This window comes from Candidatus Pelagibacter sp. HIMB1623 (assembly GCF_052047695.1).
Classification (GTDB): Bacteria; Pseudomonadota; Alphaproteobacteria; order Pelagibacterales; family Pelagibacteraceae; genus Pelagibacter.
Window position 1 is genome coordinate 173,722 of record NZ_JBNAJN010000012.1, and the last position, 15,939, is coordinate 189,660.

The window sequence follows — 15,939 nt, forward strand, 5'->3', positions numbered from 1 at the left end:
ATGACCACTGGAACTACTGCTTCTGGAACTTTTTACTCATACATAAAAAAAGACCAAGAAATTCCAATTGTATTTGTTCATGGTGTAGGTTTAACCCACGAGATTTGGAAACCTCAATTAGATTTTTTTAATGATTATAGTACTCTTGCATATGATATTCTTGGTCATGGAAAATCATCTTTAGATAAAGAAATAATTTCGTTTGATGACTTTTCGGATCAATTAATTGATTTAATTAACCACCTTAATATAAAAAAAATTCATTTGGTTGGTTTTTCAATAGGTTCTTTGATTGCTAGAAATTTTGCTATCAATCACAGTTCACATTTACAATCACTAACTCTTTTATGCTCAATATATAAAAGGACCGAAGAGCAACAAAAAATTGTAAATCAAAGATTTGAACAAGCAAAGAAAGATCTTAAATTATCAAGACAAGCTCTTAAAAGATGGTTTACAGACAAGTATATTGAAAACCATCCAAGTATTTATGATAAAATTAGCTCTATTTTAGCAGCTAATAATATGGAATATTTTCTGAAAGTTTATGAGCTGTTTGTAAAACATCAAAATGATGAGGATTTTAATAAAATTCAAAATCACACCTTAGTTATGACTGGAGAATATGACATTGGCTCTACAGTTAAAATGTCTCAAGAATTAAATGCTTTAATACCAAAAAGCCAATTAAAGATAATCAAGGATGGAAAACATCTTTGTGGTATTGAGTGTGCCGATGATGTAAATTTAACTCTTAAGAATTTTATTAAAGAAAATGAGTAAACTTAAAAAATATCAAATGTATATCGATGGACAGTGGGTCGATGCTGAAAACAATAAAACATTTGAAACTTTAAACCCAGAAAATAATGAACCTTGGGCAGTTGTTCCTGAAGCAAGTGCTAAAGACACTGATAAAGCAGTTAAAGCTGCACAAAAAGCATTCGAAGGTGAATGGCCTAAATTACTTCCTAAAGAAAGAGCAAAATTTTTAAGAGCTATTGGGGATCAGTTAAGAGAAAATGCAGAAATGCTTGGGGAAATAGAAACAATAGATACAGGAAAATTGTTTAGAGAAACAAAAAAACAAGCAATCTATATTGCAGAATACTACGATTACTATGCAGGTTTAGCTGATAAAGTTGAAGGTACAGTTTTGCCAATTGATAAACCAAATATTCAAGCAATAACCACTAGAATACCGATAGGTGTGGTGGCAGCCATTATCCCTTGGAACTCACAAATGTTTTTAACTGCTACTAAGTTAGCTCCAGCACTTGCAATGGGAAATACTGTTGTAATTAAATCGTCAGAACTAGCACCCGCGGTATTATTTGAATTTGCCAAATTAATTGAAAAAACTGGGATACCTAAAGGAGTAGTAAATGTAATAACTGGATTTGGAGATCCATGTGGAAAAACTTTAACAACACATGATTTAGTTGAAAAAATTGCCTTCACAGGTGGACCAGAAACCGCAAGACATATAATTAAAAATTCAGCAGAAAATCTTTCTGAAGTGAGTTTAGAGCTTGGAGGAAAAAGTCCAGTGGCTGTTTTTGATGATGCCGAGCAAGAAAATGCAATTAATGGAATTACAGCAGGGATTTTTGGAGCAAGTGGTCAAAGTTGTATAGCTGGTTCAAGACTTTATATTCAAAAAGGTATCTATGACGAATTTTTAAACAAACTTTCTGAAAGAGCTTCTAAAATAAAAATAGGAGCACCTATGGATCCTGAAACTGAAATGGGCCCTTTGAGTAATTTTAAACAATTAGAAACAATAGAAAAAAATATTAAAGAAACTATTGATCAAGGTGGAAAAATTAAATGTGGTGGTGAGAGACATTCTTTTTCAAATAAAGGTTATTATTTTCCACCCACTATAATTGAATGTGATAATCATAATTTACCTGTTGCAGAAAATGAATTATTTGGACCTGTTTTATCAGTAATGAAATTTGATACTGAAGAAGAGGTTATCTCAAAAATGAATGACAATCAGTATGGATTATCTTCTGGAGTATATACTAGCAGTTTATCTAGAGGCATGAGAGTATCAAAAGCAATTAGAGCTGGAATAACATTTGTTAATACTTACAGATTAATTTCACCGTCAGCTCCATTTGGAGGTATCAAGGATAGTGGATACGGTAAAGAAGCTGGAATTGACTCAATTAAAGATTACACAAGAGTAAAAACAACTTGGTTCTACACATCAGATGAACCATCTTTAGACCCATTCTCTATCAGATAATAGTTTAAAATAAGCCAATTTTGTCATTGAATATTCAGATTATTCATACTTAAATTAGATTTTATAAATTGTTAACAATAAAGAGGAAGATAATGAGAAAACTATTTATCGCTGCATTTATGTTTGTATCAAGCTTTGGTTCAAACGTTATGGCAGACGGACATTCGATCAAAATGGGAATCATATTAGGATTTACTGGTCCTATTGAATCTCTTACTCCAGCTATGGCTGCATCTGCAGAGCTTGCATTTAAAGAGGCTTCAGATTCAGGTTCATTACTTGGTGGGAAAAAAATTGAAGCAATGAGAGCAGACTCAACTTGTGTTGACTCAGCAGCAGCAACAGCAGCAGCTGAAGGTTTGATATCAGGTGGTGTAGCTGCAATTATGGGAGCTGACTGTTCAGGTGTAACAGGTGCTATTGCAACAAATGTTGCTGTACCAAACGGTGTAGTAATGATTTCACCTTCAGCAACTTCTCCAGGATTAACTACTCTAGATGATAATGGATATTTCTTTAGAACTGCTCCATCAGATGCTAGAGGTGGTCAAATCTTAGCTGACATTACTAAAGACAGAAAAGTAAAAAGTGTTGCAATCACTTATACTAACAATGACTATGGAAAAGGTTTGGCTGATGTTTACAAAGCAGCGGTTGAAGCTCATGGTATTAAAGTAACAACTGTAACTGCTCACGAAGATGGTAAAGCTGATTACTCTTCAGAAGTAGCAACTCTTGCTTCTGCTGGTGGTGATGCCGTAGCAGTTATTGGTTATCTTGACCAAGGAGGAAAAGGAATTATTCAAGCTTCTTTAGACTCTGGTGCATTTGATACTTTCGTTTTATCAGATGGTATGATTGGTCAATCATTAGTTGATGCGTTTGGGAAAGACTTAAGCAAATCATTCGGATCTCTACCAGGATCTACTGGTAAAGGTGCTGGTGTATTTGCAGAAGTTGCAAAAGCTGGTGGTATAGATTCTTCTGGTCCTTACACTGGAGAGTCTTATGATGCAGCTGCTTTGATCGTTCTTGCAATGCAAGCAGGTAACTCTGCTGATAGAGCATCCATTGCAAAAAATGTTATGGATGTTGCTAACGCTCCTGGTACTAAAATCTACCCAGGTGAATTAAAGAAAGGTTTAGACTTACTAGCAAAAGGTAAAAAGATAAATTACGAAGGTGCTACTGGAGTATCTTTTACTGAAGTTGGTGAAGCTGAAGGTTCTTTCTTAGAGCAAGAAATCAAAGGCGGAAAATTTAAAACTAAAAAACAAAGATAATATTTTTTATCTTATTAAAAACCCCAGTAATTTTTATTACTGGGGTTTTTTTATAAACCACTTATAATTCTAAAAATTCCAAATATTGAGATAACTATTAAAAAGTAAAATACTACTTTTCTATAGAGAACTTCCTTGCTTTTAACAAAAAATTTATCACCTATGAAAACTCCTATTGGCAAAACAATTATCAAAGTAATTGTTCTATAAATTGTTGTCATGTCGACAATATCTGCAAAAAAACTTAACACAAACGCATAAATATCAGTAAAAAAGAATAACGCAGTTAAAGTTCCTCTAATTACTGCCGGCTCGATACAGGTAACTAACAAAAATAAAGCAGCAGGCATACCCCCTAGTGTCGTTAATCCATTAAGGGTGCCAGATACAATTCCTGTAAAAACTTTTGTTCTATCGTTATTAAGTCCTTTATTTGTATATCCCTTCATTAATAAGATTGAGAAAAAGATAATGATTATACAAACCGATAAATGAGTAATTTCTGGAGAGAGATATTTGAGTAAAAACAATCCAAAAGGTGAGCCTATTGCCATGCCAATTAAAATTTTGAAAACCATATTCCAGTCAATTTTTTTCCAAACGTATGGAGCCATAAAAATACTAATTAAAACCTCAAGGATTAAAATAATTGGAACAATTTCAATTGTAGGAATTACAAAAGAAAAGCCAGAAATACAGGTTGCTGAAAAACCAAATCCATTAAAACCCCTTATAATTGAAGCAATAAAAACAGTAAAAATAATGAATGAAAATTCAAAAAAAGTTAGATCAAAATAAGATAACCAGTTCATTATATACTTTTTTTGAAGTCAGCTCTAATTATTGAATACAAAATTAATATCAAAAAAGGGATACACATAAAATTTATTATTTTCCAACTCAAAACTGAAATTAAAATTCCTGCTGATAAACTTCCAATTGCTGTAGCAGAAAAAACTATAAGATCATTAAAACCTTGGGCTTTAAATTTTTCATGCTCGTTATAAGTAGTTACTAATAAGCTGGTCCCTGAGATATATAAAAAATTCCATCCTATGCCTAAAAAGATCAACGATGCAAAATAATTTATAAAGTTTGGCTCAAACAGACTTAATGATATCGTTAAAGCATAAAAAAACACTCCCATGTACATTATTTTTGAAAAACCAAATCTTTTTATTAGGTTACCAGTGAACAATGATGGAAGAAACATTCCAAGCACATGAAATTGGATAACTAATCCAACTTTATCTACACTTAATTTGTGGACATAATGCATACTGATTGGAGTTGCAGTCATCAGAAATGCCATAACCACATAACCAAAAGTTGCAGCCATCATAGCTTGCAGGAATTTTGGATCAGAGACAAATTCTCTATAAGTTCTTACATCATTATTTATTAAAATATTTTTATTAGTGATATTTGAATTTTTATAAAAACTTAAAAAAATTGCAGGCATAATAGTTAAACATGCTAGTGCTATATACGATCCAACATAAACATGATCGCCTATTAAATCTTTTGTTTTATTTGCTAATGTAATTCCTATAAATGCAGAAATAATTCCTGCTAACAAAAGCATAGAAACAGCTTTTGGTGCTTTCTCTTTTTCAACTGTTTCAGCTGCTGCAAATCTATATTGATGAATGAAAGCCATTCCTGTGCCAAGCATAAAACAAGAAGACGAGAATATTATAAAACTATCAATGAAGATTGAGTAAGCAGCAATTAAACAAGCTAAAGAACTCCCTATGGATGCCAAAACAAAACCTAAACGTCTACCAATAATTGACATAATTTTTGCTGCAAAAATAGTAGAGATAGCAATACCAACAACATAAATTGAAGGAGGAAAAGTTGATAAAGATTTAATAGGTGAAAGTTGACTTCCTATTATTCCACTTAAAAAAACTGTTACATTTGCTGCAGTGAAGCCAAAAACTTGACTTGAAATTAATAGAAAAAGATTTCTATTCATCAAAACATATACTTGTCAGCCATATACATAGCCCAAGCAATTGCAGCACCTAAAATAATATATTTCATGTAAAATTATTTTATTTCTACTTTTTCTGGAAGTATACCTTTGGGTCGGTATCTCATAATGAACAACAAACCAAGACCCATCAATAAAAATCTAAAATAAGGAACACTTTCAATAAGATGAGCTTTAATAGCATTTGTTTCTGGAATACCTGCAGTAAATAAATTAATTAAATACATTGAAATAGGTGCGGCTTCGATCCATAAAAACCAAACGACAAAACCACCTAGAATCGCTCCAAAGTTATTTCCACTACCTCCAACAATTACCATTACCCAAATTAAGAAAGTATATCTCATGGGTCTATAACTTCCTGGTGTAAATAATCCATCCTGAGTTACTAACATTGCTCCTGCTATACCAACAATTGCTGAACCTAAAATAAATATTAGCAAATGTTGTTTCACAACATTTTTACCCATAGCATTTGCTGCTTCTTCATTATCTCTTATTGCTCTCATCATTCTTCCCCATGGAGAATAAAGAGCTTTCTGAGTTAAAATTAAAAGAATTATAACTACAACCAAGAATAAACCTGAGTAGCAAAGTTTAACAAATATCGAAGAACCTTCGATTACAAATTGACTCAATGCTGCTTGTCTTTCAGATAAATCAGTAATTAAATCTAACTTACCAGATTTAAATTTCTCAACTAAATTTATAAACCAATCTGTAGTCTGAAGATCGACCTCATATGGAGCTGGCCTCTTTAAGCCAATTACATTTTTAACCCCCCTGGTTAACCAATCTTCATGCTTAATTATTGCTATTACAATTTCAGAAATTAAAAGTGTTGCGATCGCTAAATAATCAGCTCTCAAACCTAAAGCAACTTTTCCAACTATAAATGCTAACCCACCCGCAAAAAATGCTCCTACGATCCATGAGAAAATTATTGGTAAACCAAAACCGCCTAGGAAACCAGTTGTTGCTGGATTCACAGCTTCAATTTTTTCAATACCTGGCTCTGCTGTTACTCTTATAATTATAATTCCTGTTATAATAAGTGCTGCTATACTGTAAGTTCTTAATTTTGATTTCTCAAAATTTTTTAAAATGAATCTGATAACAAGTATCATTACAATTATAAGCCATAAGCACATTAAGATATCAAATCCACCCACTCTCCATGCTTCTTGAACAGGATCAACAGAAATAATAACTGCTGCAAGACCACCTAATGCGGTGTATCCCATAATCCCAAAATTAATTAGACCTGCATATCCCCACTGAATATTAGCCCCCATTGTCATTACTGCCGAAATTAAGCAAAGATTAAATATTGATAATGCAATATTCCATGATTGAAAAATTCCAACTAATAGAATTAGAACCATCATGATACTGTATGCTGCAATAACGTTTAGATTTTTTCTCACAATACTTTCCCTTTGAATATCCCTGATGGTCTATAAAGTAATACAATCACCAAGATTGAAAATGAAACTGCAAATTTGTAATCGGTCGAAAGTAATTGAATTAGGCCTTCTGGTTCCATACTTTCAGGTAATATGTACATAAAAAATTTCTTATATGCATATGTTAATAAAATTTCTGAAAAAGCAATCACATAGCCACCCAAAAATGCACCAAAAGGATTTCCAATTCCTCCAACAATTGCTGCAGCAAAAATTGGAAGCATATTATTAAAGTAAGTGAAAGGTTTAAAACTTTTATCTAAACCATACAAAGCTCCTCCAATAGTAGCTAAAATTCCTGCAATTACCCAGGTTACCAATACTATTTTCTTAGGATCTATTCCTGAAAGCAAAGCAAGATCCTCATTATCAGAGTAAGCTTTCATGCTTTTTCCTGTTTTAGTTTTATTTAAAAACCAGAACAATAAAGAGACTAAAACTATTGTAACAAAAATAGTAATGACCTGAGTAGATTTAAGGGCAAGTCCTTCGTTTAAACCTGTCATTTCTTTAAATTCTCTAGCCTTGATAATGAATTTTTCTCCATCAAAAAACCTTCTATCTCCTGGACCTATTATAATTCTAACAACTGCTTGGGTCACAAACATCACACCGATACTAACCATGGCAAACTGAACTGGAGGACTTTTTTGAGTTCTGTAATACTTAAAAACAAATTTATCGATTGTAAGCATGTATAAAATCATAAAAAAAATACCAAATGGAAGTGCAATTAAAGCTGTAGGCAGAACTCCAAGAGAAATACCTAAAGATTGAAAATACCAAGTGAATAAAATTGTCATCATGGTTCCAAATGACATCATGTCTCCAGTTGCAAAATTAGCAAATCTCAGAATTCCATAAATTAAAGTAACAAAAATTGCACCCAAAGCTAATTGAGAACCATAAGTAAGTCCTGGAATAAAAATATAATTTAGTAAAAGAATTATTGCATTAATAAGATCCATATTATCCTCCTAAGAAAGAGCTTCTTACTCTTGGATCGTTCAATAATTCTTTGCCTGTTCCTGAATAACGATTTTCTCCAGTAACTAATACGTAGCCTCTATCAGAAATATTTAATGCTTGTTTAGCATTTTGTTCTACCATTAAAATAGCAACATTAGTTCTTTTTACTTTAACGATATGATCAAACAATTCATCCATAACAATTGGTGATACCCCTGCAGTTGGTTCATCTAACATTAGTACTGTCGGTTTAATCATTAGCGCTCTTCCAAGTGCTACTTGTTGTCTTTGACCACCAGATAATTCACCAACCATTTGGTTTCTTTTTTCTCTAAGGATTGGAAATAGTTCGTAAATTTCCTCAATAATATTTTTTATCTCAGAGTTTACTAAAAAGGCGCCCATTTCTAAATTTTCCTCAACCGTCATTCCCGCAAAAACATTTTTTGTTTGAGGAACAAATGAAATTCCTTGTTTAACTCGATCCTGTGGAGAAAGTTTTGAAATATCTTTACCGTCAATTTTAACTGATCCAGATTTTAAATTTAATAAACCTAACATTGCTTTCATAGCTGTAGATTTTCCAGCTCCATTAGGACCTAGAATAGAAACAATTTCTCCTTTGTTTACTTCAACAGAACAAGAATTAATTATATCTGGTCCATTTCCATAACCACCTGTCATCTCTATTCCCTCAAAATATGCCATTAAACTTCATCCTTTAATTTTGATCCTCTGCCAAGATAACTTTCTATTACCTTTTCATCTTTTTTAGCTTCATCAACCGTACCCTCAAATAAAACCGAACCTTCGGCCATAACAATCACGGGATCACATAATCTCCCTATAAAATCCATATCATGCTCAATCATACAAAAAGTATAACCTTTTTCTTTATTTAGCTTTTCGATTGCAGTGCCGAGATCTTTTAATAAAGTTCTATTTACTCCTGCCCCTACTTCATCCAGTAATACTAATTTTGCATCAACCATCATAGTTCTTCCAAGTTCTAACAATTTTTTTTGACCTCCAGAAAGATTTCCTGCAAGCTCATTTGATAAATGCCCTAGATTTAAGAATTCAACTACTTCTTTTGCTTTTTCTTTAACTTCTGCTTCCTCTTTTGCAACTAACCCTCGCTTGAATAAAGCTGTCATTAGCTTTTCACCTGATTGATTTCCTGGAACCATCATCAAGTTTTCTAGAACAGACAAATTTGAAAACTCATGTGCTATTTGAAAAGTTCTAAGTAATCCTTTTGAAAATAATTCATAAGATGGAACATCTGTAATATTTTCTTCATCAAAGGTTACACTCCCACCTGAAGATTTTAAATTTCCAGCAATTAAATTAAATAAAGTCGTTTTACCAGATCCGTTTGGTCCAATTATACCTGTGATAGTTCCTCTTTTAACTTTAATTGAACAATCAGAAACTGCAGCAAGTCCTCCAAAATACTTTGATAAATTATTTATCTCTAAAATATTATCAGACATTTATTTATCTAATCTTTTGTAAATGCTATTTAAAGTTTTCTCTAATGATTTATAAAAACCAGATTTTGTCAATTCATTTACACCCTGCTCATTTAATCCTTTAGGTGTTTGCGACTCTTTAACTAACTCTCTTAAGTTTTCTTTAGAATGTATAACTGCATCTTCTGACAAAGCTAAAAACAAAGAAGTTATATATTTTTGAGCATTATTTCTTTTTACCCCTTTTTTAACTAACCAATCAGACATTACTCTTTGCATTTCATAAAAAGGCGCCATCATTCCAGAAGTAGACCAAAAGTTTATTGAAGATTTTTCATTTTTGATTTCTACAGTAGTTCCTAAATGGTTAAAAAAAGCTTTCACTTTTGAATTCGGAGGACAAATTGGAACTGGTCCTTTCTTTAATGATATTGGTGGCAAAGGAATTGCTCTTACTATTTTTGCTTTTACTTTAATGGCTTTTTTTAACTGTGATAGAGTTATTGTAGATATAAAGCTAACAATTGTTTGACTAGACTTAAATTTTAAATCTTTAATTATCTTCTCTCCCACCGTAGGTGTAATAGATAAAAATACCCAAGTAGATTGATCAACAATTTGTTGATTGTCTTTAGCAATAACTATTTTTTTGAACTTTTTTTTTAAACTTTTTGCAATCTGTTTATTCCTTGGAGAAATTATTATTTTTTTATATTTAAGACTGGATTTACATATTCCAGTTATTACTGAAGATGCAATTTTACCCGTACCAATAAAACCTAAAATCATAATATTTTGGTTACTTTATATTGATTATATTGAATTAATTAACAAAAAAAGATCCTCTAATTCTCAACAATTCTCTGCTTAATTCTTTATTTTCTTTGAAAGGTTTTCTTCCATGAAGCCAAAAATAGTTATTTGCAATTATAGAACAACCAACTGGTAACTTTGTAATTACTTTATTTTCACTTCCTTCCAGAGCATCAGATAATCTCTGTAAAAAATTACCCTGTTCCATGTTTTTCGGTTCAGGAAATTGGTCAATATATGAAATATGTGGTCTTCCTTTATCATCTGAAAAAAAAACTGGATGCTCAACTTTATAATTTACATTTTTACTTTTGGGTGAACTCCAAAGAAAATCTTGTTTACCCACAGGATCATTTGATAATTCTTTGCAATGTTCCCAATCATCTAAATGCAACATAGCAGTTTCTCCACCTTCTACGTTTTCTTCTTCTAATTTTGTCATAATTAACCAGTCTGTAATTTCTTTAACATAAGTTCCGTCTGTATGAAGATCCATATTACGGTAAGCTTTTCTTAAATAAGAGTCACTTGCATCTTCGTGTTTAACATGAAAACGGGCATAGTATTTTCCAGCCATTGAATCATGGTTAGGATTTCCAATTAAATATGCAATAGCAGTTGATAATTTTACTAAAAACTTATCATCTATTTTAGATGAAATATTTTTTGGTCCAATTATAAAGCATCCAGTTGAACGATCTCTAATTATTGAGTTCATTAATTTACTGAGTTTATTTTCTGTTAAATCGTCTAAACTTTTTGCTATTGTAAACCTTGTGAAAGGCTTTAGTTCTAAAGCTGTTAAGTCGAATTTATTAAATGGAAAAACTAATTTCTTAATGATTTCATCAGTAAATTTAATATTCAAAATTCTTTTTGATTTATCATGTTCTTGAATTTCTAAACCTGGTATTTTTTCCATAAGAAACCTTAAGTTAACTTTTTTAATAAATCAATTTTATTTAGAAATAATTAACTAATATTGCCATACTTATGGCAGAGAAAATTGTTGGATAAACATAATTTTTTTTAGAAATAAAAAAAACAGTTAAAGAAAGTACAACAACAACAAATCTTACTAAGTAGCTTGAGTCATCCATTACACCAACTGGAAAAATTATTGTTCTTGCAATTAGGGCTGCTAAAGTTGCATAAGCTAAACAGTTGAACCATTTAAATATCTTAGAAGTTTCTTTTATGCCCTCTGAGCTTACTGCCCCAAGGAATCTTGATAAAAAAGTTGCAAGGGATGTCACTAAAATTGCTAAAACGATACTAGTTGACATTTTTTTCTCCTATTAAATAAGCAATAGTACCACCAACTACTCCACCTAATAAAATAGACCATTCAGGTGAAAAAAAATAAAAAACAGGTCCCAAAATAATTCCAAGTGAAACTGATAAAGTGACTTGTCTTGTCTTTGAAGCTCCTACCATCATACATAAAAAATAAACAGGATTTAAAATAGCTAAACCTATCATCATTTCTTTATTTAAATATTCTGAAAAATAGAAACCCATTAAAGTACCAATTACAGCAACGCTCCAAGTAGCACTTCCAATCCCTATCCAATAATCAATTCTATATTTTTCGGGAATAGTCTTATAATTACTTTTCATAATCAACCAAGCCGATACAGCAATGAAATGGCAGGAAAAGTAATATTTCCATTTTGGTTGATCTTCATGCATCATTAGTGGAAATAAAGAAACAGCCATTGGATATAAACGAGCATTAACAAACCAAACTGCTAAAAAAATATTTAATAAAGAAGCACCAACCAATAAAGATTCTGCCATAACCAGAGATCCTGGCAAAGCGTAAGTCAGCATAGTAGAAAAAACACTTTCTTGAATGTTGAAGCCAAGATTTTTTAAAAGAGCTCCTATAGCGATAAAGCAACAACCTAATGCTATTGCTGGACTATCATGTGCTAAAATTGATTTATAACCTTTAAAAAAAAAATCTTTATTTATCATTAGCCACCAAGGAATAGTCTACCGACATCAGGGTTTTTTAATAATTCATCCCCTTTGCCAGCGATTGCAGTTTGTCCAGATACTAATACATATCCGATGTCTGCAAATTCTAAACCTTTTTTGGCATTTTGTTCAACTAAAATAATAGTTTTCTTTTCATTTTGCTGAAGATCTTTAAGTATCTCAAAAACCATATCGATATATCTTGGTTCTAAACCAATTGATGGTTCGTCAACCAACAATACTGATGGTTTCATTACTAGTGCTCTAGAAATTTCTAACAATCTTCTTTCACCACCAGATAAAACTTTGGCAGGCTGATTTCTTCTATTTCTCAATCTCTCATATTTTTCTAAAATTCTTTCAGCTTCTTCAAAAGACTCCTCTGTTTTATCTTTAATATATCCACCCATTAACAAGTTTTCTTCAACTGTCATGTCTGGGAATACTGAGTTATCTTGTAAAATATATGCAATTCCAACAGATTTTAATTTTTCAGCTGGTGTAAGATTTGTAATTTCTTTTCCTTCTATTTCAATTTGACCAGAAAAAATATTTGTAAATCCATAAATTGAGTGGAGAATTGTAGATTTACCTGCTCCATTTGGTCCTATTAAGCATAACGACTGTGCTTTATTCACAAATAAATCAAAATTATGTAAAATTTCCATTTTGCCATAACCAGCATTTAAATTTTTAATTGTCAGATGTATTTCATCTGGAGATAGTTTTTTTAAATCTTCTGGTGTTGGAGCTTTTCCTAAAACTTCATATTGATTTGACATTATTGAGCTCCTAAATATGCATCGATAACACGTTTATCGTTTTTAATTTCATCTGGCGAACCATTTGCCAGCATTTTACCATGAGCTAAACAAAAGATATTTTCAGCTAATTGCATTATTACTCTCATGTTGTGCTCAATAACTAAAAGAGTAATACCAAAATCTTGATTTACTTTTATCAATCTATCTATAATTCCATTAATTAATGTTGGGTTAATACCAGCTGTTGGTTCGTCTAATAATAACATTTCTGGTTCATTCATTAATGCCATAGCAAGTTCTAAGAGTTTTTGTTGTCCAAAAGATAAATCTCCTGCTCTAAGTTTTCTCTTTTGATATAATCCAACAAAATTTAGTAAATTTTCTGCTTTTTCTGTAAGCTCTTGAGGTATTTTTGAAAACAGTTTTAATAAACTTTCATCACTACCTTTATGGCTAATAAGCATATTATCAATGCAGTTCAGTTTTCCATAAATTCTTGTTTGTTGAAATGTTCTTAATAATCCTAGCTTTGCTATTACGGGAACAGGAAGTTCAGAAACTTCTTTTCCATTAAATTTAATTGAACCCTGGTCAATTGGATAAGTGCCTACAATTGAATTAAACAATGTTGTTTTTCCTGAACCATTCGGACCAATCAATCCTACAATTTTACCTTTTTCGACTGACATGGAAATATCAACATTAGCTTTTACTCCTCCAAAAGATTTACTAACATTATTAACTTCTAAAATACTCATTTTATCTCTACCTGGGCCTTTCGATCAGCCTCGTCAACTACTTCTCCAAATCTATGAGGATATTTTTCTCTCAACCATCCCATTAATCCCTCAGGGAAATAAATTACAATCACCACAATTAAAACTCCTAAGGCTACATACTGCCAGCCTAGGAAGAATGTCCAAAATCCTTCTTTGAAAATATGGAATATTGTTGCACCGATAACTGGTCCCCAAAGTGTTCCTTTGCCACCTAATATTGCCATTAAAACCATGAACACTCCCATTTCTCTTCCATCAAAAGCAACATCTGTAGAGTCGATATATCCAACAAGGCCTCCCATTATTCCTCCGGCCAAACCACAGAAAAATGCAGAAATCATCCAACCAATGATTTTATATTTCATTGTAGCAATTCCCATAGCTTCAGCCTTATCTTCATTGTCTCTGATTGCATTAAGAATTAATTTAAATCTAGTAGAGTAGATTGCTTTAACAGCAACGAATGTAAGTATCAAAACTAAGAAACTTAAAAAATAGAAAAACTCCCCTCTAGCTTCTAAGCCTCCCACGTTAGGAAAAGGTGGAGTAGTAAAACCTTGTCCTGCTCCAATAATTTCTATTCCTCCAGAAATTTCTCCTGCAGCAACTCCTAATCCTAGGGTACAAATAGCAAAGTAGTGACCTCTCAATCCTAAAATTGCATAACCAATTAAACCAGCAACAATCGTTGGAACCACTGCAGCAACAACTAGTCCCATCGCCATACCTTGGAAAAATTGGGTAGGAGTATGTACAAATGTTTTTTCACCACCACTTTCTGTCCATTCAGCTAATGGAAAAAACATTCCAACTTGAACAGAGGCACATAAATACATTCCTAATCCATAGAATAAAATATTTCCAAATGTATTGTATCCCATCTCCCCTCCTTGAATATTCCAAGTCGTTGCAAGCACAATTAGAATGCAAAGAATAGATAATTGAACTTTAAATGCTGGAAATATAAATGGAGCAGCTAAACCAAATACTAAAATTCCTAAGTAGAGTATTAAATTATTTTTGTTCATATAGACTATTAATTTTTTCTCTAAAGTTTTGATCTACTGTAAAATAATGACCATCTTCATCATGTACACTTGAGCCTGATGAATGATATTCGTCTAAGTGTCTTTTAAATTTATCTATGTCAACTTCGACTGATTGACCTTGATTATCATTAATTTTAACTTTCCTCATTTTAAGTACTCTCTTTTTCTTGAAAGTTTAAATCTTCGGTAAACTAAAATTAAAACTAGTAATAAAAATACTGATCCAATTCTAAATTCTGTTCCTAAAATATAATCTGCAAATTCCTCAAAAACACCTAATCCCATACCCGACATAGCAACACCTGGTAAATTTCCTAAACCAGCAACAATCACAATCATAAAAGATCTAATCGTATAAGGTAAACCCATATAAGGATGAATAGTAAATGTTATAGAGATTAAAGCTCCAGCAACACCACATAAAGCAGCATTAATTCCAAAAGTTGCTGCATAAACTTTTTCTGTATCTACACCTAAAATTTTTGCAGCACGTGCGTTTTGTGCAGTTGCTCTAATTGCTCGTCCAAGCTTAGATTTTTTCATATAAATCACTAAACAAACTGCAAATAGAATGCTTATAAAAGCTGAGAATATTTTTGAATTTGGTAGAACAACGCTATTATCAAATAGCATTGTTGTTCCATAATCAGAGTTTGCAAGCACAACATCTGCGCCAAATGCAAAGTTCATTAATTGCATGAACAAAATACTTATTCCAAATGTTGCTAAAATCGAAATGAATAAATCTCTATCGACTACCTTATTAATAACTAATTTGTAGATCGCTATTCCTACAAAATACATTATGATTGGAGCAACAATTACTCCCCATGCCGGATGAATACCGTAAAGATACATAAAGTAAGCAATGTATCCTCCTAAAATAACAAGATCACCTTGTGCAATATTAATTATATTCATAACACCCCACTGAAGAGCCATTCCATAAGCAATTAATGCGAATAAAACTCCTAAAAGAATACCGTCCAAGCAAGCTTGAACCGTTATCATTGGGTATTGAAATACAAGAAAATCCATAAAAACTTTTTTTGGTTTATATAAAAAAAAGCCCCCTATTACTAGGGGGCTCAATTTTTAATTA

The 15,939-nt window shown here is 31.8% G+C and carries 18 protein-coding genes; 3 read left to right on the top strand and 15 right to left on the bottom strand.

Annotated elements, in window-relative coordinates; all coding sequences use genetic code 11:
• From ACTTBN_RS03885 to ACTTBN_RS03895, 3 genes are all read left to right on the top strand, one after another.
• Positions 1-783: an alpha/beta fold hydrolase gene (locus tag ACTTBN_RS03885; RefSeq protein ID WP_440681086.1), complete on the top strand. Its 783-nt coding sequence runs from the start codon at positions 1-3 to the stop codon at positions 781-783.
• On the top strand, positions 776-2,257 hold the full coding sequence (locus ACTTBN_RS03890; protein WP_440681087.1) for an aldehyde dehydrogenase: 1,482 nt from the start codon (positions 776-778) through the stop codon (positions 2,255-2,257). The genes ACTTBN_RS03885 and ACTTBN_RS03890 overlap by 8 nt, the downstream gene beginning before the upstream one ends.
• 92 nt (positions 2,258-2,349) lie before the next feature.
• Entirely contained in the window at positions 2,350-3,540 is a 1,191-nt protein-coding gene (locus ACTTBN_RS03895) for an ABC transporter substrate-binding protein (protein ID WP_440681088.1), read from the top strand.
• A gap of 50 nt (positions 3,541-3,590) precedes the next feature.
• Here ACTTBN_RS03895 and ACTTBN_RS03900 read toward each other — a convergent pair whose 3' ends face one another.
• The 15 genes from ACTTBN_RS03900 to ACTTBN_RS03970 form a co-directional block, all read right to left on the bottom strand.
• Positions 3,591-4,352 (bottom strand): sulfite exporter TauE/SafE family protein, encoded by a 762-nt coding sequence (locus tag ACTTBN_RS03900; RefSeq protein WP_440681089.1) that lies wholly within the window; start codon positions 4,350-4,352, stop codon positions 3,591-3,593.
• Positions 4,352-5,521: an MFS transporter gene (locus ACTTBN_RS03905; RefSeq protein ID WP_440681090.1), complete on the bottom strand. Its 1,170-nt coding sequence runs from the start codon at positions 5,519-5,521 to the stop codon at positions 4,352-4,354. The genes ACTTBN_RS03900 and ACTTBN_RS03905 overlap by 1 nt, the downstream gene beginning before the upstream one ends.
• Before the next feature lie 74 nt (positions 5,522-5,595).
• Positions 5,596-6,927 carry a branched-chain amino acid ABC transporter permease gene (locus ACTTBN_RS03910; protein WP_440681195.1) on the bottom strand — a complete coding sequence of 444 codons (1,332 nt, stop codon included), beginning with the start codon at positions 6,925-6,927 and terminating at the stop codon, positions 5,596-5,598.
• A gap of 35 nt (positions 6,928-6,962) precedes the next feature.
• The gene (locus tag ACTTBN_RS03915; protein ID WP_440651770.1) at positions 6,963-7,973 is read right to left on the bottom strand and encodes a branched-chain amino acid ABC transporter permease; all 1,011 of its coding nucleotides are present in this window, start codon (positions 7,971-7,973) and stop codon (positions 6,963-6,965) included.
• A gap of 1 nt (position 7,974) precedes the next feature.
• Complete coding sequence (locus ACTTBN_RS03920) at positions 7,975-8,682, bottom strand: ABC transporter ATP-binding protein (protein WP_262590337.1); 708 nt, start codon at positions 8,680-8,682, stop codon at positions 7,975-7,977.
• Positions 8,682-9,470, bottom strand: coding sequence for an ABC transporter ATP-binding protein (locus ACTTBN_RS03925; RefSeq protein WP_440681091.1), 789 nt, complete (start codon positions 9,468-9,470; stop codon positions 8,682-8,684). Before ACTTBN_RS03925 ends, ACTTBN_RS03920 begins: the two co-directional genes overlap by 1 nt.
• Positions 9,471-10,238 carry a pyrroline-5-carboxylate reductase gene (locus ACTTBN_RS03930; RefSeq protein ID WP_440681092.1) on the bottom strand — a complete coding sequence of 256 codons (768 nt, stop codon included), beginning with the start codon at positions 10,236-10,238 and terminating at the stop codon, positions 9,471-9,473.
• A 34-nt stretch (positions 10,239-10,272) separates the two neighbouring features.
• A complete protein-coding gene (gene glaH, locus ACTTBN_RS03935; protein WP_440681093.1) occupies positions 10,273-11,184 on the bottom strand; it encodes a glutarate dioxygenase GlaH in 912 nt (303 codons plus the stop codon).
• Positions 11,185-11,224: 40 nt separating this feature from the next.
• A complete protein-coding gene (locus ACTTBN_RS03940; RefSeq protein ID WP_440614041.1) occupies positions 11,225-11,548 on the bottom strand; it encodes an AzlD domain-containing protein in 324 nt (107 codons plus the stop codon).
• The gene (locus tag ACTTBN_RS03945) at positions 11,538-12,242 is read right to left on the bottom strand and encodes an AzlC family ABC transporter permease (RefSeq protein ID WP_440681094.1); all 705 of its coding nucleotides are present in this window, start codon (positions 12,240-12,242) and stop codon (positions 11,538-11,540) included. Before ACTTBN_RS03945 ends, ACTTBN_RS03940 begins: the two co-directional genes overlap by 11 nt.
• The gene (locus tag ACTTBN_RS03950; RefSeq protein WP_440681095.1) at positions 12,242-13,027 is read right to left on the bottom strand and encodes an ABC transporter ATP-binding protein; all 786 of its coding nucleotides are present in this window, start codon (positions 13,025-13,027) and stop codon (positions 12,242-12,244) included. The genes ACTTBN_RS03945 and ACTTBN_RS03950 overlap by 1 nt, the downstream gene beginning before the upstream one ends.
• A complete protein-coding gene (locus ACTTBN_RS03955) occupies positions 13,027-13,767 on the bottom strand; it encodes an ABC transporter ATP-binding protein (protein ID WP_075506243.1) in 741 nt (246 codons plus the stop codon). The genes ACTTBN_RS03950 and ACTTBN_RS03955 overlap by 1 nt, the downstream gene beginning before the upstream one ends.
• Positions 13,764-14,816 carry a branched-chain amino acid ABC transporter permease gene (locus ACTTBN_RS03960; protein WP_440681096.1) on the bottom strand — a complete coding sequence of 351 codons (1,053 nt, stop codon included), beginning with the start codon at positions 14,814-14,816 and terminating at the stop codon, positions 13,764-13,766. The genes ACTTBN_RS03955 and ACTTBN_RS03960 overlap by 4 nt, the downstream gene beginning before the upstream one ends.
• Positions 14,803-14,985: a hypothetical protein gene (locus ACTTBN_RS03965; RefSeq protein WP_440681097.1), complete on the bottom strand. Its 183-nt coding sequence runs from the start codon at positions 14,983-14,985 to the stop codon at positions 14,803-14,805. The genes ACTTBN_RS03960 and ACTTBN_RS03965 overlap by 14 nt, the downstream gene beginning before the upstream one ends.
• Positions 14,982-15,875, bottom strand: coding sequence for a branched-chain amino acid ABC transporter permease (locus ACTTBN_RS03970; RefSeq protein ID WP_440681099.1), 894 nt, complete (start codon positions 15,873-15,875; stop codon positions 14,982-14,984). The genes ACTTBN_RS03965 and ACTTBN_RS03970 overlap by 4 nt, the downstream gene beginning before the upstream one ends.
• Positions 15,876-15,939: the final 64 nt, after the last annotated feature.